At 73.8% G+C, this 20,086-nt stretch carries 14 protein-coding genes; 5 read left to right on the top strand and 9 right to left on the bottom strand.

Going from position 1 to position 20,086, the window contains the following annotated elements; all coding sequences use genetic code 11:
- Positions 1 to 139 precede the first annotated feature (139 nt).
- From SM793_RS05065 to SM793_RS05025, 9 genes are all read right to left on the bottom strand, one after another.
- A complete protein-coding gene (locus SM793_RS05065) occupies positions 140 to 2,035 on the bottom strand; it encodes a condensation domain-containing protein (protein WP_320436783.1) in 1,896 nt (631 codons plus the stop codon).
- Positions 2,036 to 2,113: 78 nt separating this feature from the next.
- Positions 2,114 to 3,175 carry an LLM class flavin-dependent oxidoreductase gene (locus SM793_RS05060; RefSeq protein WP_320436782.1) on the bottom strand — a complete coding sequence of 354 codons (1,062 nt, stop codon included), beginning with the start codon at positions 3,173 to 3,175 and terminating at the stop codon, positions 2,114 to 2,116.
- A gap of 12 nt (positions 3,176 to 3,187) precedes the next feature.
- The gene (locus SM793_RS05055; RefSeq protein ID WP_320436781.1) at positions 3,188 to 3,934 is read right to left on the bottom strand and encodes a class I SAM-dependent methyltransferase; all 747 of its coding nucleotides are present in this window, start codon (positions 3,932 to 3,934) and stop codon (positions 3,188 to 3,190) included.
- Between the two features lie 82 nt (positions 3,935 to 4,016).
- Positions 4,017 to 4,931, bottom strand: a complete 915-nt coding sequence (locus tag SM793_RS05050) for a 3-oxoacyl-[acyl-carrier-protein] synthase III C-terminal domain-containing protein (protein WP_320436780.1) — start codon at positions 4,929 to 4,931, stop codon at positions 4,017 to 4,019.
- A gap of 66 nt (positions 4,932 to 4,997) precedes the next feature.
- A complete protein-coding gene (locus tag SM793_RS05045) occupies positions 4,998 to 6,233 on the bottom strand; it encodes a cytochrome P450 (RefSeq protein WP_320436779.1) in 1,236 nt (411 codons plus the stop codon).
- Positions 6,230 to 7,534: a PLP-dependent aminotransferase family protein gene (locus SM793_RS05040; RefSeq protein ID WP_320436778.1), complete on the bottom strand. Its 1,305-nt coding sequence runs from the start codon at positions 7,532 to 7,534 to the stop codon at positions 6,230 to 6,232. The genes SM793_RS05045 and SM793_RS05040 overlap by 4 nt, the downstream gene beginning before the upstream one ends.
- A 64-nt stretch (positions 7,535 to 7,598) precedes the next feature.
- The gene (gene dpgB, locus SM793_RS05035) at positions 7,599 to 8,318 is read right to left on the bottom strand and encodes an enoyl-CoA-hydratase DpgB (protein ID WP_320436777.1); all 720 of its coding nucleotides are present in this window, start codon (positions 8,316 to 8,318) and stop codon (positions 7,599 to 7,601) included.
- A gap of 20 nt (positions 8,319 to 8,338) precedes the next feature.
- Entirely contained in the window at positions 8,339 to 9,433 is a 1,095-nt protein-coding gene (dpgA, locus tag SM793_RS05030; protein ID WP_320436833.1) for a 3,5-dihydroxyphenylacetyl-CoA synthase DpgA, read from the bottom strand.
- A gap of 123 nt (positions 9,434 to 9,556) precedes the next feature.
- Positions 9,557 to 10,717: a glycine amidinotransferase gene (locus tag SM793_RS05025; protein WP_320436776.1), complete on the bottom strand. Its 1,161-nt coding sequence runs from the start codon at positions 10,715 to 10,717 to the stop codon at positions 9,557 to 9,559.
- A gap of 547 nt (positions 10,718 to 11,264) precedes the next feature.
- Between SM793_RS05025 and SM793_RS05020 the strand changes: the two genes are divergently transcribed.
- The 5 genes from SM793_RS05020 to SM793_RS05000 all read left to right on the top strand — a co-directional run bounded on the left by SM793_RS05020 (position 11,265) and on the right by SM793_RS05000 (position 20,017).
- Positions 11,265 to 12,308, top strand: a complete 1,044-nt coding sequence (locus SM793_RS05020; RefSeq protein WP_320436775.1) for a methyltransferase — start codon at positions 11,265 to 11,267, stop codon at positions 12,306 to 12,308.
- Between the two features lie 30 nt (positions 12,309 to 12,338).
- Positions 12,339 to 14,144, top strand: coding sequence for an ABC transporter ATP-binding protein (locus SM793_RS05015; protein WP_320436774.1), 1,806 nt, complete (start codon positions 12,339 to 12,341; stop codon positions 14,142 to 14,144).
- Positions 14,141 to 15,961 (top strand): ABC transporter ATP-binding protein, encoded by a 1,821-nt coding sequence (locus SM793_RS05010; protein ID WP_320436773.1) that lies wholly within the window; start codon positions 14,141 to 14,143, stop codon positions 15,959 to 15,961. Before SM793_RS05015 ends, SM793_RS05010 begins: the two co-directional genes overlap by 4 nt.
- 172 nt (positions 15,962 to 16,133) lie before the next feature.
- Complete coding sequence (locus tag SM793_RS05005) at positions 16,134 to 18,641, top strand: amino acid adenylation domain-containing protein (protein WP_320436772.1); 2,508 nt, start codon at positions 16,134 to 16,136, stop codon at positions 18,639 to 18,641.
- Complete coding sequence (locus tag SM793_RS05000; RefSeq protein ID WP_320436771.1) at positions 18,635 to 20,017, top strand: peptide ligase PGM1-related protein; 1,383 nt, start codon at positions 18,635 to 18,637, stop codon at positions 20,015 to 20,017. Before SM793_RS05005 ends, SM793_RS05000 begins: the two co-directional genes overlap by 7 nt.
- Positions 20,018 to 20,086: the final 69 nt, after the last annotated feature.

The following is a 20,086-nucleotide window of genomic DNA, read 5'->3' as shown; positions in this document are numbered from 1 at the left end:
GCCCGTTCGGTCGAGCCGGTTCGGTCGAGCCGGTTCGGTCGTGCCACTACGGTCGTGCCGGTCCGGTCGCGCCACTACGGTCGTGCCGCTTCCTCCGAGGTGCTTCGACCGGCCCCCCGCCAGAGGCACCTCGCCCGGGTCAGATCGCGTGACCGGGCGTCCTGCGGACCAGCGCCCTGGCGATCGCCCGGAGGGTGTGCGCGGTGGCGAAGTGCGGGAGTTGCAGGCCCTCGAGGCCCCGGCGGCGCAGGGTCTCGACCAGGGCGGGGGCGAGGACGGCGCGGCCGCCCGCCTCCGCGTAGGTGAGGGCCAGGTTGACCGGCCCGATGCCGTGGGTCTCCCGCAGGGCGGCGACGAGTTCGCGCTCGGGCTCGGTCGTGGGGCCGAGCACCGGGATGCCGTCGCGCGGCAGCCACTCGGCGCCGGCCGCCAGGTCGGGGAGACCGGGGCCGGTGGCACGGCTCGCGGAGCCCTCGGCGAGGCGGTAGCGGTGGGGCGCGATCAGGTCGCCCTCCAGGTGCAGCCGGGACAGCACGTACTCGTGCACGTCGAACAGGCAGGTCGGCCCGTCGAGGGACACCCGCGCCACGATCTCGTCGTCCTCCTCGGACACTTCGGCGGCGAGCACCCCGGGGCAGCCGGCGACCACCCCGGCGACGGTGTCGAGGTGGACCCAGGTCCCCCGCACCAGCCGGGCCTCGGTCGGGCGCACGAAGTCCGGCGGGAGCAGCGCGCGGGCGGCGGCCAGCGGGGCGTCCGGCTGCTCGGCGACCAACTGGACGAACCTCGGCAGCAGTTCGGACATCCGGTGGACCGTCCCGGCCGGGAGCATCACCACGTCCACGTCGAAGTCGACGGCCACGGTGGTGTCGTCGACGTAGATCCAGGTGGCGTAGCTCCAGGGCTCTTCGCCGGACCGCCATTCGTCGGTGCGGGTCACCTCGACCTCCGCGACCGGGCTTCCGTCCGCCTCCGGGATGTCCGGCTCCGAGGGCCCCTGGTAGTTGAAGTAGAGGCCCCGGACGGATCCGATGCCGCGCTCCTTCTCCAGCCGCAGCCGGGAGTCCTGGTCCCGAATGCCCAGCCGCAGTTCCTCGGTGTAGGCGCGCAGGGCCCCGGCGGAGACCGCGGTCAGGGACTCCGCCAGCGTCCGGTCCTCGTCGAGGTCCACCATGATCTCGAGCGCCTTGGCGACGAGGTCGATGCTGTCGTCACTGGGCAGCCGCAGGCCGATCGCGTTGACGACCATGATCCGGGGGATGTCCGAGTAGCGGGAGATCAGCCAGCCGATGGCGTGCATCAGCACCATGGCCCGGGACACCCCGTGCGCCCGGCCGACCCGGTCCAGGAGCGGCAGGAGGCCCTCGTAGCGCACCGCGGACATCAGGAACCGCGGCTCCGGGGTCTCCTCCTTCACGGTGGCCGGGACCAGCAGCCGGGGGGCCAGCGCCCGGGGGTCCGGGCTGTACCGCGCCCGACTCTCCGGGGTCCGCGGGATCCGGTGCTCCTTGGCCGCCCGGTCGAGCGGGTGGGTGATCCGCAGGGGCCTCCCGGTCCCCGCGCAGAGCGCCAGGAACTGTTCCCTGAGGTTCCGCACCCCGGAGCCGTCGAGGATGATGTGCTCGAAGACGAGGCTGAGTACCCGGACCTCGTCGTCCTCGACGAACAGCCGCACCGACCACAGCGGCCGGGTGTACATCGAGCCGCCGACGAGCGGGTGGATCCCGCCCTCCTCGCCGTACTCCGCCAGGGTGCCCAACTCGGCTACGGCCAGCGGCAGTCGGAAGCCCTCGGCCTCGAAGACCAGTTGGTACGGAAGGTTGTCCGGGCCGAGCCCGAACCCGGTCCTGAGCACCTCGTGCCGCTCGACCAGCACCGTCAGCGCCGCCGTCGCCGCCTCGACGGAGATGCCCGCCGGGAGGTCCCACTGCTTGGACCAGGCGTTGTCGATGTCCCCCTTCTCCCGCCAGTAGAGCCGCAGCCACCAGCGTTCCTGCTGTTCGGTGAGCGGACCGCTCCGTGCGACAAGACTCAACTTCTCCACCCCTCCGTGGATCGACAGTGGGACGCGGCCCGGTCGGGCCCGCCCCGGGAACCGGCCGGGCGCCAACTCCTAGGAGCCGGCCGCCCGCCGGGCCGCGAGGAGTGCCCGGTTGATGTCCTCGTGGTCGTCCTCGTAGCTGCCGTTGAGCAGGACGTGCCCGACCCCGGCGCGCAGGTACTCGGCGAGCCGGGAGCCGACGTCCTCGTGGCTGCCGACCAGGAACGGCGCGCTGGCCTGGCCGCTGCGGAAGGCGCCCAGCCAGTACACGTCCGGCTCCGCGTCCGTGCCCGGTTCCTTCTCCTCGGCGGCCTCGGCGGCCTCGGCGGCCTCGGCCAGGGCGTCGACGGCCAGTTGGCGCGACCAGGAGCTCTGGGAGACGGTCTTGAGCAGCGTCTCCTGCCGGCCCTGCCAGGTCTCGGGGAACCGCTCCCTGGCCGTCGCCCAGGCGTCCTCCCCGGCCGACCCGGCGACGATGCCGATCCGGATCCCGAGTTCGCCCGTGTAGCCGCCGGCCAGCAGCGGCTTCAGGAAGGACTCCTCCCACTCCGGGTAGCGGGCGGGGTGGGTGACCACCACGTCGGCGACGTCCCTGGCCACGCCGATGCTGGCCGGGGAGGAGCCGGCGACGAACAGCTTGCACTGCGAGAGGACTTCGGGCCGGGGCTCCAGCCGGAACCCGCGGTACGTGTAGAAGCGCCCCTCGGTGTCGACCTCCTCGCCGCGCAGCAGGGCGCGCAGGACCAGCCCGTACTCGCGCATCCGCTCGTACCGCTCGTCGTGGCCGAGCCGGTCGCCGGTGCGGCGCAGTTCGTCGTCCCGGGCGCCGGCGACCAGGTTGAAGTGCAGCGGGCGGCCGTACAGGGTCGCGTACGCCGCGGCCATCGCGGCGGCGGTGTGGGGCGGCAGTGAGGAGGGCTGGACGGCGACGAGCGGGACGAGGGTGTCGGTGGCGGCGCCGAGCTGGCCGGCGATCAGCCAGGGGTCGACCTCGTGGAGGTTGTGCGGGACGAGGACGCCCGACCAGCCGGCGCGCTCGCAGGCCGCTCCGGCCTCCCGCAGCCGGGAGAGGTAGTCCTGCTCGAACTCACGCTGCTGGCTTGCCGATTCCGGGGTCACGGAATAGACGTGCACGGTGTTCCTCCGTCAGTCGATGGCGAGTACGCCGGTCGGGTCGTTGCTGTTCCCCTGCGGGCGCAGGTCCTCGGGGTCCACGTAGTCGCGGATCCGGCGGATCAGCGTGGTGCTGTTCTGGCCGAAGCGGTGCGGTTCGCGGAGGTTGGTGATCTCGAGGCGGCCGCCGTCCCGGCCCTTGAGGGATTCGAGGTAGCGCAGCACCGCCCGCCCCTGCGGGTACGTCATCAGGTAGTGCGCGGCGAACATGCCGCCGGCGGGGTTGACCAGCTCCCAGTACTCGCGGACGAAGGCGAGCGTGTCCCAGGTGTCGATCCAGGCGAAGTCGATCAGGCCGAAGGCGTCCCTGACCTTGTCGGCCGAGCCCCGCAGGTCGCCCTCGATGACCTGGCAGACGCCGGTGAGGTCCAGTTGGTCGAGCACGTCGAGGGCCCGGGGGGCGGAGGAGGAGGTGTCCGTCATCCGGTCGATGCAGATGAGCCTCGGCTCGTACGGCTCGTCGTAGTACGGGGCGTGGGCGAGCGGCTGCGCGTCGCCCGACCCGGGGGTGCCGAGCAGGGCGCGTTCGGCCTCGAAGGCCTCCTTGTTGTCCTTGAGCGCCCTGGCCAGGTAGGGGGTGGTGTACCCCATGCCGACCTCCAGGACGCGCTGCGGCCGGAGCGTGCGGATGAGCCAGTACAGCAGCGGGGCGGTGGAGTCGGTCCCCATCTCGGGGACCTCCAGGGACTTCACCGTCGAAACGAACGCGTCGTCGATCATGAGACACCTGCCGGGTGCGGCCCCGGGGCGGGGCACGTGGTGGATGGGCCTTCGGACATGGGTGCGGCCGGTCGCTCCCGGGTCATCGACGCGGGGCCGGTCCGTCGTGCGTGTACTCGACCGCCAGGGCCGACCAGGAGTACGGTCCGCCGGTCGCGAGCAGGAGGCGGTCCCCGGGGTCGAGCGCGCCCGAGGCGGCCAGCCGGTGCAGGGTGATCAGGAGGTCCGCCGAGAAGCAGTGCCCGAGTTCGGTGACGGGCCCGAGCAGGAGCTTGCCGGGGGGCATCCGCATGGCCGCGAGCAGGAACTTCTGGGCGGCCGGGCGGTAGTTCGGCAGGATCGCGTACCGGAAGTCGGCGCGGGTCCGCCCGAGGGTGTCGAGCAGGGCGGTGACGGTCTCGGAGGCGAGCCGGACCGTCGAGAGCAGGCCCTGTTCGGCGGGGTCGGCGTCGGCGAGCCGGACGGCCGTGCGGCTGCCGGCGGCCTCCACCCGGAGCCGGGGGCCGGCCGGCTCCGGCCCGCGGGAGAGGAGGCAGGCGGCGGCCCCGTCGCTGAACACGGACAGGCCGCTCGCCATGATCCGGTCCCGGCCCTCCGCCCGGTCGGCGAGCAGGAGCAGGACGCGCTCGCTCCGGCCGGAGGCCAGGGCGTCGGAGGCGACCCGGACGGCGGGGACGAGGTTGCCGCAGTCCTGCCCGGACAGGGCGAGGTGCTCGACGTCGTCGAGGCCGAGCCGGTCCAGGATCCGGGCCAGCGAGCCGGTGGTGTCCGGGTCGTTCTCGCTGACGTAGACCACGAGGTCGGGCCGGGCGGCGGTGGCGAGGGTCCGCTCGGCGGCCGTGGCCGCGAGGTCCCAGATCTCGCGCCGGCTCTCCCGGAAGTGGATGATCTCGGTGACCAGCGGGGAGATGTCCGCGGTCGTGGTCCCGGCCAGGTCGGACACCGGGCGGAGGTCGCCGCACTCGTATCCGATGGCCGAGATGGTGGTGCCGTGCATGGTTCCCTCTCACTCGTCGTGGGGCTGCGGTCGCCTACGGGAGGGCTGCCGGGGCCGGGCCGGGACTCACCAGGTGACCGGCAGCCGGTGCACCCCGTAGAAGCCCATGTCGCCGGCGAGCGGGACCTCCTCCGGCGGCACCGCCAGGGCCAGGTCCGGGAAGCGCCGGAAGAGGGCGGGGAAGGCGACCCGCATCTCGATCCGCGCCAGGTTCCGGCCCAGGCACTGGTGGATCCCGTGGCCGAAGGCCAGATGGCCCGCGGTCCGCCGGGAGAGGTCCAGCCGGTCGGGGTCGGCGAACCGGGCGGGGTCCCGGTTCGCCGCCGACAGCGACACCGTCACCGACTCCCCCGCCCTGAGCAGCCGGCCCCCGAGCTCGACGTCCTCCAGCGGCGTCCGCGGCACCCCGAAGTGGAAGATCGTCAGATAGCGCAGCAGTTCCTCCACCGCGTTGTCGGCCGGCCCCGGATCGCGCTTCAGCGCGGCCAGCTGCTCGGGGTGCGACAGCAGGGCGAAGGTCCCGAGGGCGAGCGAACTCGCGGTCGTCTCGTGCCCGGCGGTGAGCAGCAGGACGCCGGCGCCGGCGATCTCCTCGGTGCTCAGGGTGCCGTCCTCGACGAGCATGCTCAGCACGTCGTCGCCCGGCCGGGTCCGCCTGCTCCGGGTGAGCTCCCGAAGGAACCCGTCCAGGCGGTCCATCGCCTGGGAGGCTTCCTCGGCGGAGGCGTCCAGGCTGAACAGGAGGGCGCTGTCGCGCTGGAAGGCGGCCCGCTCGCCGTAGGGCACGCCGAGGAGTTCGCAGATCGCGAGCGAGGTCACCGGCAGCGCGAACCGTTCGACCAGGTCGGCCGGCGGCCGCGAGTCGGCCATGGCGGTGAGGTGTTCGTCGACGAGCTGCTCGATCCTCGGCCGCAGGGCCTTCATCCGGTGTGCGGTGAAGGTGCCGGCCAGGGGCCGGCGGACCCGGGTGTGGGCGGGGGGATCCATGTCGACCATCCAGCCGGGCAGCGCGGGGACACCGAAGAAGGGATCGGCGCCGGGCCGGGCCACCGGTGCCCGTTTGAGCTCGGAGCCGGCGCTGAACCGCGGGTCGGCCAGCACGCTCCGCGCCAGGGCGTGGCCGGTCACCAGCCAGCCGGTGTGGCCGTCGGGGTAGGCCAGCGGGCGGATCGGCTCCCCGCCGCGGTGGTCGGCCAGGTCGGTCGGCGGGTCGAAGGGGTTGGGCCGGACCGTGGGCAGCGGGGACGCCGACGGGCACCACGGCGGGGTCGGCGGCGGGGTCGGTCGGGCGGCGTGCGTCATCGGACCTCCTTGCGCAGGAACTCGGCGAGCCGCGCGACCCCGGTCTCGATCTCCCCGGGGTCGAGGTAGCTGCAGGAGAGCCGCAGCCGGTGGTCGCCCCCGGAGCCGAGGTGGAACGGCGCCATCGGCGTCCACAGCACGCCGTACTCCGCCGCCGACCGTTCCAGCAGGGCGGTGTCGGCGGGCACCGGCAGCGTCATCCGGACGAAGAACCCGCCCTCGGGCCGGTTCCAGCTGATTCCGTCGGGCAGGCCGTCGGCCAGGTGGCGGTCCAGCGCCTCGGCGAGGTGGGTGAGGTTCCGCTGGTAGAGCTCCGCCTTGCGCCGGCCGAGCGCCATCAGGGAGCCGCCGTGCTCCAGCAGCATGCCGCCGATCAGGGCCTGGCAGACCGGGGAGGTGTTGACGGTCACCATGCTCTTGGCCGCCGCGAGTTCGTCGGCCAGCAGCGTCCCCCGGCCGGCCGACCGGACGACCTCCTGGTCCGCCACCACGTAGCCGACCCGCGCGCCGGGGAAGCAGATCTTGGCGAAGGTCCCGAGATGCACCACGCGCCGGTTCCGGTCCAGGGCCTTGAGCAGCGGCAGCTCCGTCCCGGGCGCCGCGGTGAAGCCGTAGGCGTTGTCCTCCAGCACCAGGAAGTCCTCGCGGTCGGCGAGTTCGAGCAGGCGGTGACGGACGTCGAGCGGCATCCGGCCGCCGCCCGGGTTGGCGAAGTCGGGTGCGACGTAGCACGCGCGGACCCGCCGGCCGGTGCCGCGGGCGGTCCGGCAGCGCGCCGCCAGGGCGTCGAGGTCGAGCCCGAGCGGGGTCTCCTCGACCCCGACCAGGTCGATGTCGAGCAGCCGGGCGGCCCCCCTGATGCCGACGAAGCAGGGGTCGGCGACGGCGAGCACGTCCCCCCGGGAGCCGAACAGGGTGCGCAGCGTCAGGAACATGGCCTCCTGGGCGCCGACGGTCACCACCACCGCCGCGTCCGGCACGTCGACGGCGTGGTCCCGGCGCAGCGCCCCGGCGACGAGGTCCCCGATCAGCCCGCGGCTCGGCCCGTACTCCAGCAGCAGCCGGCGGGCCCGCTCCGGGGTGTGGCCGCGGTCCCGGACGAGGTGGTCGAGGAAGCGGTCGAGGTAGCGCCCGGGGGCCGGGTCGGGCAGCAGGTCGGGGTGGGGGGCGCCCGGGGCGAAGGAGATGGCGTCCGGGTAGCGGGCCATGACCTCGTTGAGGAAGCCGATCGAGCCGAGTACGGGCTCCGCCAGCGAGGCGTGCAGCGAGGTGGCGTCCAGGCGCACCGGGCGGGGGCTCACCGGCGGGCCCCGGCCCGGGCCAGGACGTCCTGGCGGTGGGCCCGGGCCACCCGCTCCGGGGTCGTCACCGGGCGCTCCCCGGTGTGCCCGGGGCCGCGGCGGCGGCGAGCCTGCGCAGCTCGCGGTCGCAGGCGGCCAGGTGGGCGCCCAGGGCGTCGTCGTAGTCGGCCGAGCCGGCCTCCAGCAGGAGCTGGCGGCGTACGGCCAGCTCCCGGTCAGAGATCCGTCCCATCAGCACGGTCGCGGTGTGCACGGCCTCCGCGACGTCCTCGCTGAGCTGGTCGACCAGGCCGAGTTCCAGCGCCCGGTCGACCGAGATGTCATTGCCCCACATGACGATCTGGCGGGCCCTGGCGACCCCGAGGTGCTGGACCAGCCGGTAGAGCGACATGCCGGGCCAGAAGTGGCCGTCGTTGACGGGCAGCATCAGCAGCAGGTCCGGTGCGCCGATCCGGAAGTCCGCCGCCAGCAGGAGGTCCAGGGCCGGGCCCCCGCAGGCGCCCCGGGCGGCGGCGATGGTCATCGCGGCCAGGCGTTCGAACCGGCGCACGGCCCGCTCCCAGCGGTTGACCTGCCGGACGTCGACGGCGCCGGGCCAGGACCGGGAGTCGGCCGGGGTGGCGTCGAGGCGCAGCACCACGACGGACCGCTCGGGCCGGTTCTCCACCTCGTCGCAGACGGCGTTCACCGCCGCCGTCAGCTCGGCCAGCGGCCGGGTCCCGTCGATCCTCACCTCGAGGCCGAGTCCGTCGGGCAGCGGGGTCGGGTCGAGGTTCGCATGCATCGTGACCGCCATTCCTTCCGTCACCAGCCCACCAGGGCCAGTTCGATGGTTGATCCGGGACCCATGGTCATGAGGACGCCGAATTCGCCGGGTTCGGCGCAGGCTTCGGCGGCGAGCCGCTGGTACGAGAACAGAAAGGATCCGCTCGAAAGGTTTCCGTGGTCGCGCAGGACGCCGGTGGTGTGCCGGACGTCCTTCCGGGTGAGGCCGAGATTCACCCGGACCGAATCCACGACCTTCTTCCCGCCGGAATGGATCACCCAGTGGGAGATGTCGGACCGGTTCAGTCCCGTTCCGTCGAGGAGGCGGTCGAGCGAGAGTTCCGCGTGCGCTCCCACGACGTAGGGGACGTCCGGGTCCAGATAGAAGCTGAATTTCCCCTGGACGTCGTCCCAGTCGTACCGCATCGCGGCGGAGGCCTCGGGGACGAGGCAGCTGGAGAAGCGCAGCAGTGCCGGGCCCGCGGGCGCGGCGGCGGGGCCCGGGGCGGGCGGAGCGACGGCGGAGGGAGCGGCGGTGGGCGGGGCGGCGGTGGGCGGAGCGACCACGGCGACCGCCGCCGAGCCGTCCCCGAAGAGGCTGTTGACCACGGCCGAGCGCATGGTGCCGTCCATCACGTACGCCGCCGAGCACGCCTCGATGCAGACCATCAGGGCCAGCTCACCGGGGTGGGCGGCGGCCCAGGAGGCCACCGAGGTCAGGCCGTTGAGGCCCGCGTTGCACCCCATGCCCACCACGTCCAGCCGGGCGCAGTGCCGGTCGATGCCCAGCTCCTTGATCAGCAGCGCGGAGAAGCCCGGGGTGAGGAGTCCGGTCGAGGTGACGCAGCACAGGTACCGCACATCGGCGAGGGTCGCACCGGCCGCCCCGAGGCAGGCCTCGACCGCCCGCCGGCCCAGGGCCAGGCCGGTGGTGGCGTGCTTCGCCAGCAGCTGGCCCTGGGTCTCGACGGGCATCGAGCCGTCCGGCAGCCGCGGCGGGAGGGTGAGCGCGCGGCGGTCGATGGCACTGTTCAGGAAGATCGAGCGGACCCGCGGGTCGGTGATGCCGAAGATGTCCAGCAGTTCGCGCTGCGCATAGGAGGTGCCGGGCACCGAGGTGCCGACCCCCACGATCGCGGGGGATGTCGTTCGGGATTCCGCGGACCAGGATTTCGGGCGGTTCCGGACACTCCGGTCGGCCACTTTCATCGTCGTCTCCTCCGGACGCTTCCTCGGTGGTTTCTTCGGTGTCGCCCGTCAGTCGAGGTAGTCCTCCGGCCCGCCCTCGCGGACCGTGTCCAGGGTGAAGCAGTGGAAGCCGCCGCCGAAGAGCCTCCGGTGGCGGTGGCGGACCGGCACCACGGTGAAGCCGTGCCGTTCGAGCGTGCGCGCGAGCTCCGGGCAGGCCTCGTTGACCAGGACGGTGTCCGGGGCGACGGAGAGCACGTTCAGGTCGATGAACGGGCTGGTCAGAATCAGGTCGTCGTCGTCGTACCGCGGGAAGTTGTTGCCCTCGGCCGGCGGCGGGACGATCAGGTCCCACTTCCGGAGCGCCTCGGGCAGCTTCTCGACCACCCGCTCGGACCGGACCAGCAGCGTGCCCGGGCGCAACGCCAGCACCATGCTGTCGATGTGACTGTCACTCAGCCGGTGTACGCGGTGGATCCGGAACCGGCCCTCGAGGTGGCGCTCCAGCCAGTCGCAGGCCATCGCGTGGTTGGCGGTGGAGATGTTGACGACGAGGTCGCGTCCGAGCCGCAGGCACTGGGCGCCGTCGAACATCATCTCGAAGCCGACGTCGTACGGGGACGGCCGCGGGTCCCCGATCGGCTCGGTGGGCCCGCCGACCGTGCTGGTGCGCGCGTAGTCGAGGTCGAAGGAGGCGTCCGTCATCAGCGGGCGGGGCATGACGGTCCAGCGGGCGCCCTGCTGGAAGTAGTCGTTGAAGATCCCGGTGAGGAACTGGGTCTCGAAGTAGCGGGACCGGATCATCGGCGGCGTCTCGATGATCTCGTCACCCAGGATCAGGGTGTTGTCGCGGACGTTGAGGGGCGGCACCACCGAGGCCGTCCAGGCCGGCGTCTCGACCCTGGCCGTCGCGGCGTCGACGCTCATCGGCCGATGGACCGTCACGGAGAGCGATTCGAGTGTCTTGACGATGCCGTCCAGATCCTCGTTCAGCTCGTCCACATAGCGCTGCTTGATCGATTTCCGGCCGGAGCCGGCGCCCGGCCCGCCGTCGGCGGTGGCCGTCAGCCGGGGGTAGTACCACTCCGAGCGCGAGGAGTTGTCCTTGGCGATGTTGTCGTGGAAGAACAGGTCGAAGGACAGCTCGCGCTCGTGCGAGGTGTAGTTCTCCGCCGAACCGACGATCACCTCCTTGAGCGGCGACCATTCGTCGAAGCTGTTCAGCTGCATCGCGGACTCCTCCAGTGGGGGTTCTGCCGGCATGTGAAAGGTCCGGGGACCGGGTGATCACCGAGTGGGGTCGGCCGTTCGCCGCCCATGGGTCCAGGGGGGGCGGAATTGCACCGGAACCGGGACGGCCGATCCGCCGGACCGACCGTCCGCCGATCTGACGGCTCGTCATATGCGCCCCGGTGGACGCGGTGTCCGCACACCATCACTTCATCCCGCCCGACCGCGCGTCAAGACCCCGGTGACGAACGGGACTTCGATTCCGGCGGGATGATTCACCCATAAGTGCACACAGTCGGCCGCGCCGAGCTTCTTGATCCCGAGGGGTCGCCTACCGGTGCAATGTGACGTACCATCTGCTGGGCGCCGGGGTGTCCACCGGACCGGCCCAGGCCGTGGATCCCCGGATCGACGGCCCCCGCGACGATTGTTCCGTCCGGGCCGCCCGCATTCCTCGGGCGCTTCCGAGTTCTCCGCTATTCGCGTTCCGAGTTGTCGCGCTTCGGGAAGTCTTCCGCCGACGATCCAGAAGGGAATGCTCGTCCATATGAGCAACGCGCACGAAGGTGATCCGGTCTACGAACGCTTCCGGTTCCTGGTGAACGCCCCCGCGCTCTTCAACGCGGTGACGACAGCAGTCGAGCTCGGCGTCTTCCGGTACCTCCAGGAGCACGACCGGGCCTCGTTCGAGCAGCTCCACGCCGTCACCGGCATCCCCGCCCACCAGCTCCGGGTACTCCTCCAGGGCGTCTGCTCGACCGGCCTCCTGACCAGGACCGACGGCCAGTACGCCAACTCCGCGGTGGCCGCGGACCTGCTGGCGACCGACGCACCGGACAGCTGGTCCCACATCCTGGTGGGCTGGAAGGAGGTCTACTACCCGGCCTTCTCGCACATGACCCGGGCCCTGCACGCCGGCACCAACACGGCGCTCGCCGACCACCCCGGCGACGAGCCCACGCTCTACCAGCGCCTGTCCCGCAACCCCGAGTTGGAGACGGTGTTCCACCGGGCGATGAGCGCCTTCACCCTGCGGACCGTCGACGCCCTGGTCGAACGGGACGAGTTCGCCACCGTGCGGCACCTGCTCGACATCGGCGGCGGCGACGGCACCACCTCGGCCGAGTTCGCCCGCCGCCATCCCCGACTCACGGCCACCGTCTTCGACATGCCCAGCGTGTCGCGACTCGCCGGCGCCGGCGCGGCCGCGGAACTCGCCGACCGGGTGCGGCTGCACCCCGGCGACATCTTCGAGGACGCGTTCCCGCCCGGCGCCGACGCCGTGCTCTTCAGCCACGTCCTGGAGATCTTCGCCGAGGAGCAGATCCTCGCGCTGCTCACCAAGGCGTACGACGCCCTGCCCGCCGGCGGCAAGGTCTTCGTCTACGGCTTCAACGTGTCCGACGACGAGACCGAGGGCATCTTCTCGGCCCGGCTGGGCCTCTACTTCAACGTGCTCGCCAGCGGCCGGGGCATGGCCTACCCGGCCAAGGACTACGAGGAGTGGCTGCGCCGGGTGGGCTTCACCGAGGTGCGGACCGTCGGCGGACTCCCCTACGAGCACGGTCTCACCCTCGGCACGAAGGCCTAGGGCTCCGAAAGAGAGGACCTGAACCCCGGTATGCGCCCCTTCCCCGAACCCGACCCCGGCGAGCCCGCGCTCGGCTCCCCCGGCCGCTACCTGCTGTGGCTCGCGGCGGCCCACCGCGCCTCCGCGGCCCTCGCCGTGGGCTACGGCGTGCTCTGCACCCTGGCCCAGGCCTTCGTGCCCGCCGCGATCGGCCGCGGGGTCGACCGGGGGCTCATCGCCGGGGACAAGGGCGCGCTGGTGGCCTGGTGCGCCGTCGTCCTCGGCCTCGGCGTCACCCAGGCCGTCGCCGGCACCCTGCGCGACCGCTGCTCGGTGACCAACCGGTTCGGGGCCAGTTACCGCACCATGCAGCTCGTCACCCGCAAGGCGGCCCAGCTGGGCGCGGAACTGCCCCGGCGGGTCTCCGCCGGCACGGTCGTGAGCGTCGGCGCCACCGACATCACCCGGATCGGCGCCGCCCTGGAGAGCACCGCCCGCGGCGGCGGCGCCGTGGTGTCCATCGCGGTCATCGCCGGCGTCATGCTGACCGTCTCCTGGCAGCTCGGCCTGGTCGCCCTGGTCGGCGTACCGCTGTCGGCGGCGGCGATCGCCGCGCTGATGCGGCTGCTGCACGCCAGGCAGCAGGGCCTGCGGAAGGAGCAGGGCGCGTTGGCGGACCTCGCCGTGGACATCGTCGACGGCCTCCGGGTCCTGCGCGGCATCGGCGGCGAGCGGGTCTTCGCCGACCGGTACCGCGAGCGCTCCCAGCGGGTGCGCCACGAGGGCGTCCGGGTCGCGGGCGTCGAGTCGAGCGTGGCCGCCGGACGGCTGCTGCTGCCCGGACTCCTCGTCACCGTGATCGTCTGGCTCGGGGCCCACTTCGTCGGCACCGGCCGGATGAGCCCGGGCGCGCTGGTCGCCTTCTACGGGTACGCCGTGTTCCTCGCCGAGCAGCTGCGCCGCGCGACCTCCATGGTCGACCAGCTGACCAGGGCGTTCGTCGCGGCCCGGATGGTGACCGACCTCCTCGCGATGGAACCCGGGCTCGGCTCGGGCGACCGGGACCTCGCCGCCGAGGGGGCGCGGGGGCCGCTGCGGGACCCCGGCTCGGGCCTGGAGATCCCGCCGGGCCGGTTCGTCGCCGTCGCCTGCGCCCGCCCGGACGACATGCTGCTGCTGGCCGACCGGCTCGGCCGGTACGTGGACTCCCCGGCCACCCTCGGCGGCACCCCGCTGGCCGAGTTCCCGCTCGCCGAGGTGCGCCGCCGGATCCTGGTCGTCGACCACGACGCCCGGCTGTTCTCCGGCGGCCTCGCCGCCCAGCTCGATCCGCACGGCCGGGCGGGCGGAGCAGCGGACGGAGCGGCGGGCGGACCGGCGGACGGAGCGGCTGACGGCCAGCCGGACGGACGGGCACTCGGCGGCACGGACGGCGGCACGGACGGCCGCACGGACCGGCTGCGGAGGGCGCTCGACACCGCCTCGGCCCACGACGTCGTCGAGGCGCTGCCCGAGGGCCTCGGCCAGGAGATCACCGGCGGCCGGGAGTTCTCCGGCGGCCAGCGGCAGCGGCTGAACCTGGTCCGGGCCCTGGTCGCGGACCCGGACACGCTCGTCCTGGTCGAGCCGACCAGCGCGCTCGACGCCCACACCGAGGCCCGCATCGCCGAACGGCTCGGCGCCCACCGGCGCGGCCGGTCGACCGTGGTGTTCACCACCAGCCCGATCCTGCTGGACCGCGCCGACCACGTGGTCCTCGTCGAGGGAGGCACGGTCGTGGCCGAGGGCCGGCACGGCGAACTGCTCGCCGACGCCCGCTACCGCGCGGTCGTCACCAGGGAGGTGACGGTGGCATGAGCACCCTTCCCGTCGCGACGCCCCGCGAGGTGCGCGCGTACGCCAGGCGCCTCGCCCTCCGGTACCCGGGACAGCTCTCGTTCTCGCTGCTGCTGCACGCCCTCGCCACCGCGGCGGGGCTGGTCGCGCCGAAACTGCTCGGCGGACTCGTCGAGGACGCGGGCCGGGGCGGCGGCATCGACGGCGCCACCGGCACCGCGCTGACGATCGGCGCCGCCGTCGTGGCCCAGGCCGTCCTCACCCGCTTCGCGCTGCTCGCCTCGCTGCGGCTCAGCGAGAAGGTCCTCGCCCGGCTGCGCGAGGAGTTCGTCGACCGGGTGCTCGCCCTGCCGCTGGCCACGGTGGAACGGGCCGGCCCCGGCGAGCTGATCACCCGCACCACCCGGGACATCGACGTGCTGGCCGGAACCGTGCAACTCGCCGTCCCCGACACCCTCGTGGCACTCGCGACGGTCGCGCTGACGCTGGGCGCCGTGGCCCTCACCGCGCCGGTGCTGGTCCTGCCGTGCCTGGTCGCCGTGCCCGTCCTGTGGCTGTCGACCACCTGGTACCTGCGCCGGGCCCGGGCCGGCTACCTGCGGGCGAACGCCTCGTACGCCCGGCTCACCGGGGGCCTCGGCGAGACCGTCGACGGGGCGCGCACCGTGGACGCGCTGCGGCTGGCCGACCACCGCTTCGCCCGGGTCAACGAGGACATCGCCGAGTCCTACGCGGCCGAGCGCCGAACGCTCCACCTGCGGAGCGTCTACCTGCCGATCGCCGACACCGGCTATGTGCTGCCGGTGGTCGCCACCCTGCTGATCGGCGGTCTGCTCTACCTCGACGGCCACGTCTCCCTGGCGGCCGTGACGGCGGCCACCCTGTACGTGCAGCAGATCATCGGCCCGGTGGACCGGCTGCTGTACTGGATGGACGAACTGCAGGTCGGCGGGGCCTCCCTGGCCAGGATCCTCGGCGTGCGGGGGCCCGCGTCCGTGGGCGAACGCGGCGCGTCCGCGGGCGAGCGCGGCACGTCCGCCGACGACCGGTCCGGGACGGCCGGCCCCCGTCCGGCCCCGGCGGGCGCCGGGAAGGACATCGTCCTGAAAGGCGTGTCGCACGCCTACCGGGAGGGCCGGAACATCCTGCACTCCGTCGATCTGACCATCCGCGCCGGGGAGCGGATCGCGGTCGTCGGTCCGTCGGGCGCCGGGAAGAGCACGCTCGCCGGACTGCTGGCCGGGCTCCACACCCCCACCGCCGGCTCGATCACCATCGGCGGCACGTCGATGGCGGCCGTCCCGGTGGCCGAACTCCGCCGCCAGATCGCCCTGGTGACCCAGGAGCACCACGTCTTCCGCGGCACCGTGCGGGACAATCTGCTGATCGCCCGGCCGGACGCCGGGGACCACGAACTCGAACACGCCCTGAAAGCCGTCGACGCCTGGGAGTGGGCCCGCGAACTGGGCCCGGACACCGAGGTGGGCTCGGGCGCCGCACCGCTCTCCCCGATCCAGGCGCAGCAACTGGCCCTCGCCCGGCTGGTGCTGAGCGACCCGGTCGCCGTGGTCCTGGACGAGGCCACCTCGCTCCTGGACCCGCGGGCCGCGCGGCAGCTGGAACGGGCCCTGGCCGCCGTGCTGGAGGGGCGCGCGGTCGTCGCCGTCGCCCACCGGCTGCACACCGCGCACGACGCCGACCGGGTCGTGGTGATGGAGGACGGCCGGATCACCGAGACCGGCAGCCATGAGCAGTTGGTGCGGCAGGACGGTCCGTACGCCCGGCTCTGGCGGTCCTGGCACGGCGACCGGGACCAGCCGGCCGACCGAGCGGACTGAGCCGACCGAGCCGACCTGACCGGACTCACCAGGGACACCGGCACGACAGGAACAGTACGGACAGCAGGGACAGCACAGACAGCAGGACGGCGGGATCCGCCGGGCCGACGCTCCGTCGCGCCCGCGGGCCGCCGTCGCGCCACCCAGACACCGAAGCACGAAGGGGGACCACATGACGGACACCGCGTCGATCCGGTCCGGGGCCCGGCACGGGCACCTCGACGGAGCGACGGCGATCGACCTGGCCACCGACCGGCCCCGGCCCACCGCCGGGCCGTACCGCCCCGGGACCGAGCGCCTGCCGCTTCCCGCCGCCACGACGGCCCGCCTCGACGAGGTGAGCGGCTCGGCGGGAGTCCTCCCGTCGATCACGGTGCTCACCGCCTGGGCCGCCGTGCTGCACCGTCACACCGGGCAGACGGAACTGCTGCTGGGCCTGGCCGCCGGCCCGCAGACCGGCCCCGCGGCCGGCCCCACGGTCCTGCCGCTGCTCCTGCGGCTGCGGCCCGGGGCCCCGTTCGCCGAGGAGCTCGCCCGCGTCCGCGCCGCTGCCACCGACGCCATTGCGGACGCCACCGCCGCCGCTGCCGCCGTCCCGCACACCGCACCGCCGGAGCTGCGCGCCGTCGCCGGCCACCCCGGTGAGCGCGAGCTGCGCGAAACGGCGCCGGACGTCGCCCTGTCGCTGGAGCGCGAGGACGGGGCCGCCGGCCTGTGCCTGCGCTACAACACGAGCCTGCTGTCCCGCTCGACCGCCGCCTGGATGCTCGGCCACTGCCTGACCCTGCTCGAGGAGGCCCTCGCCGACCCCGGACGCCCGGTCCGGGAGCTGCGGGTGCAGGACGAGCCGCCCGCCGACGCCTGGTCGCTGCCCGCCCCGGCGGGCTTCACCGCCCCCGCGCCGGCCGGACCGGGCGAGACCCTGGTCGACCGGTTCCTGCGGACGGCGGCCACGCACGCCGACCGCACCGCCGTGACCGGCCCCTCGGGCGCGCTCGACTACGCCGGACTGGAGCGCGTCACCGCCGCGGCGGCACGACGGCTGCGGCGGTTCGGCGGCCCCGGCAAGCGCGTCGCCCTGCTCTGCGACCACGACATCGGCGCCGTGGTCGGCGCCTGGTCGGTGCTCAGGACGGGCGCGGCGTACGTCCCGCTGGATCCCCGGCAGCCGGACGGCCGGCTGACCAGGCTGCTGCTCGACGTCGACGCCGCCGCGATCGTCTGCGACCCCGGACTCGCGGAGCGCGCCTCGCTACTGGCCCGGGGACGGCAGATCGTCCCCCTGGACCCGACCGACCCCGGCCCCACCGCCGAGGTACGGCCGGGCGCCGGTGAGCCTCCCACCGCCGGGCCCGACGCGCTCGCGTACCTCCTGCACACCTCGGGCTCCACCGGAAAGCCGAAGGCGGTGATGCAGACCCGGGGCAACGTCCTCGCGCACGCGCTCACCTACGCGGACCGGATCCGCCTCGGCCCGGGCGACCAGGTGCCGCTGCTGGCCCGCCACACCTTCGACGCGGCCGTGATGGACCTCTACGGCGCGCTGCTGACCGGAGCCACCCTCCACGTACTGGACCCGCTGCTCCCGGCGCCCCGGCTGCGCGGGCGGCTCGCCGACGCCGGGGCCACCGTGCTGCACTGCACCCCGACCGTCTTCCGGCACCTGACCGGCGACCTCGCCGAGGACGCGGCGCACCACGAGGCCACGCTCGGGACCGTCCGGGTGGTGGTACTCGGCGGCGAGGAGGCCGGTCAGCACGACCTACGCCGCTTCCTCAGGGCCTTCCCCGACGGCACTGCCCTGGTCAACGGGCTCGGCCCGACCGAGTGCACCCTGGTCACCCAGCACCTGGCCGGCCGGGCCGACCTCGGCGGCGGCGCGCTCCCGGTGGGCGGTCCGGTCGAAGGGGTGCGGATCCGGCTCGTCGACGCGGACGGGCACCCCACGGAACTCCGCGGCGAGCTGGAGGTCCGCGGCGAGCGGGTGGCCGCCGGCTACTGGGACCAACCCGAGGCCACCGCCGCGGCGTTCGGCACCGCGCCGGACGGCACCCGGTTCTACCGCACGGGCGACCTGGTGCGGCGCCGCGCCGACGGGGCGCTGGTGTTCCTGGGCCGCCGGGACCGGCAGATCAAGATCCGCGGCCACCGGATCGAGCCCGGGGAGATCGAGGCGGTGCTCCGCGGCCACCCCACGGTCGCGGAGGCCGTGCTGACCGTCGACACCCGGCGGCCGACCGCCCGGCTGGTCGCGTACGTCACCCCGGCGACGGCCTTCCCGCCGGACGCCGAGGAGTTGGGGCGCTACCTGGCCCGCACCCTGCCCGAGCACGCCGTGCCCTGGCGGGTGGTCGCCCTGGAGCGGCTGCCGCTCGGCCCGACCGGCAAGGTCGACCGCGCCGCGCTGCCCGCGCCCGAGGAGGCCCCCGCCGACACCGGCGACGCCCCGAACACCCCGACCGAACGGGCGGTGGCCGCCGTGTGGTGCCGGGTCCTCGGCATCCCGTCGGCTCGACTGCACAGCAACTTCGTCTCCAGCGGCGGGGATTCGATCCAGCTGCTGGCCCTGCTCTCCGAACTCCAGGCCGAACTCGGCGTCGAACTGGACCTCCTGGAGATCCTCGCCGCCCCCACCGTCGCCACCATGGCCCACCTGATCGAACGGGAGAACCGATGCTGATCCTGCCCGGCGCGCGGCCCGCGCGGACGGCCGACCGGAACGCGCACTCCACCCGCGTCCTCGTCGGCAACGACTTCAGCGAGGACGTGCGCACCGACCGGGGCTGGACCGGCTGGTGGGTGCAGCGGATCGCCTGGTTCGCCGAGGACGGCGACATCCTCGTCCTGCCGGTGCGCCCCGAGGAGGACTTCCTCGACTACGTGACCTCGTTGACCGGCGTGCGGCGGGAGAGCCTGACGGTCGTCGTCCCGCCCGCCCACGCCGCCGGCGAGGGCACCCTCTCCCCCGCCCGCCTGGCCGACCCGGAGTTCGTCGAGGCACTCGAACTGGCCGTCGGTGAGCGGGAGGTGACCCATCTGTCCGCCCTGTGGCCGGACGCGGCCGTGGCGCGCCTCGCCGCCGCCCTCGGCGTGCGGGACGCGATGCCGGGCCACGGCTTCGTGGACCAGGCGGGCGGCGTGATGGTCAACAGCAAGTCGGCGTTCCGGACCATCGCGGGCGGCGCGGGAGTGCCGATGCCGGCGGGCGCCGTCCTCGTCAGCCCCCAGGTCGCGGAGGAGGCGATCCTGGAACTGCTCGGCGGCGGCCCGGTGATGGTCAAGCACGACTTCCTCTCCGGCGGGCGCGGCAACGAGATCCTGACGACGGGCGAGGGCTTCCGCCCGATCGGCGCCCGCCGGGTGGTCACCGTCACCGGCCGCGAGGACGTGCGGTCCTACCTGCGGGAGCGGTGGGAGTGGCTGACCGCCGGCGGGCGGGGGCGGCCGGTCGCGGAGCGCTACGTCCGCGACAGCTCCGCGTTCTTCGCGGAGTTCCTCCTCACCGAGGAGGGCGTGGAGCTGACCGGTGACGGCGAACTGCTCTCCGCCCCCTACGCGGTCGGTCAGATCATGCCGTCCCAGGGCCTGGAACCGGAGGTGCTCGAGGGAATCCGCGACGGCGGGCGCCGGCTCGCCGAGGCGCTGCACGCGATCGGCTACCGGGGCGTCCTGGGCCCGGACGCGATCGTGACCCCGGACCGCGAGGTGCTCTTCACCGAGTACAACGGCCGGGTCACCGGCTCCACCCACATCTACGGCCGGATCGGCGGGACCGTGGTGGGCGAGGGCTTCGGCAAGGACCGGATCATCCTCGAACGGGTGTGGCCGGAGGGCTGGGCGACCACCTCGTTCACGGCCGCCCTCACCGCCGTCGAGGGCGCCGGTCTCCGCTACGACCCGGCCACCCGCACCGGTGTCGTGCTGACCAACGCCTTCGACGGCAACAACGGCGTCATGTACTGCATCGTCGCCGAGGACCTGGCCTCCGCCTGGGCCTGCGACCGGGCACTGAAGCCGGTGTTCGCGACGACGGGTCCCGCCGGTTCCCCGGCGTGAATTTCCGCGCTTCCTCGGCGCGCTTGTCCCACCTGGTGTTTTCCATGGAACGTCCCGCACCTTCGGCGG

Source organism: Kitasatospora purpeofusca (assembly GCF_034043715.1).
In the GTDB taxonomy this organism is placed as follows: Bacteria; Actinomycetota; Actinomycetes; order Streptomycetales; family Streptomycetaceae; genus Kitasatospora; species Kitasatospora purpeofusca_A.
This window is presented reverse-complemented; position numbering and strand designations above follow the sequence as displayed.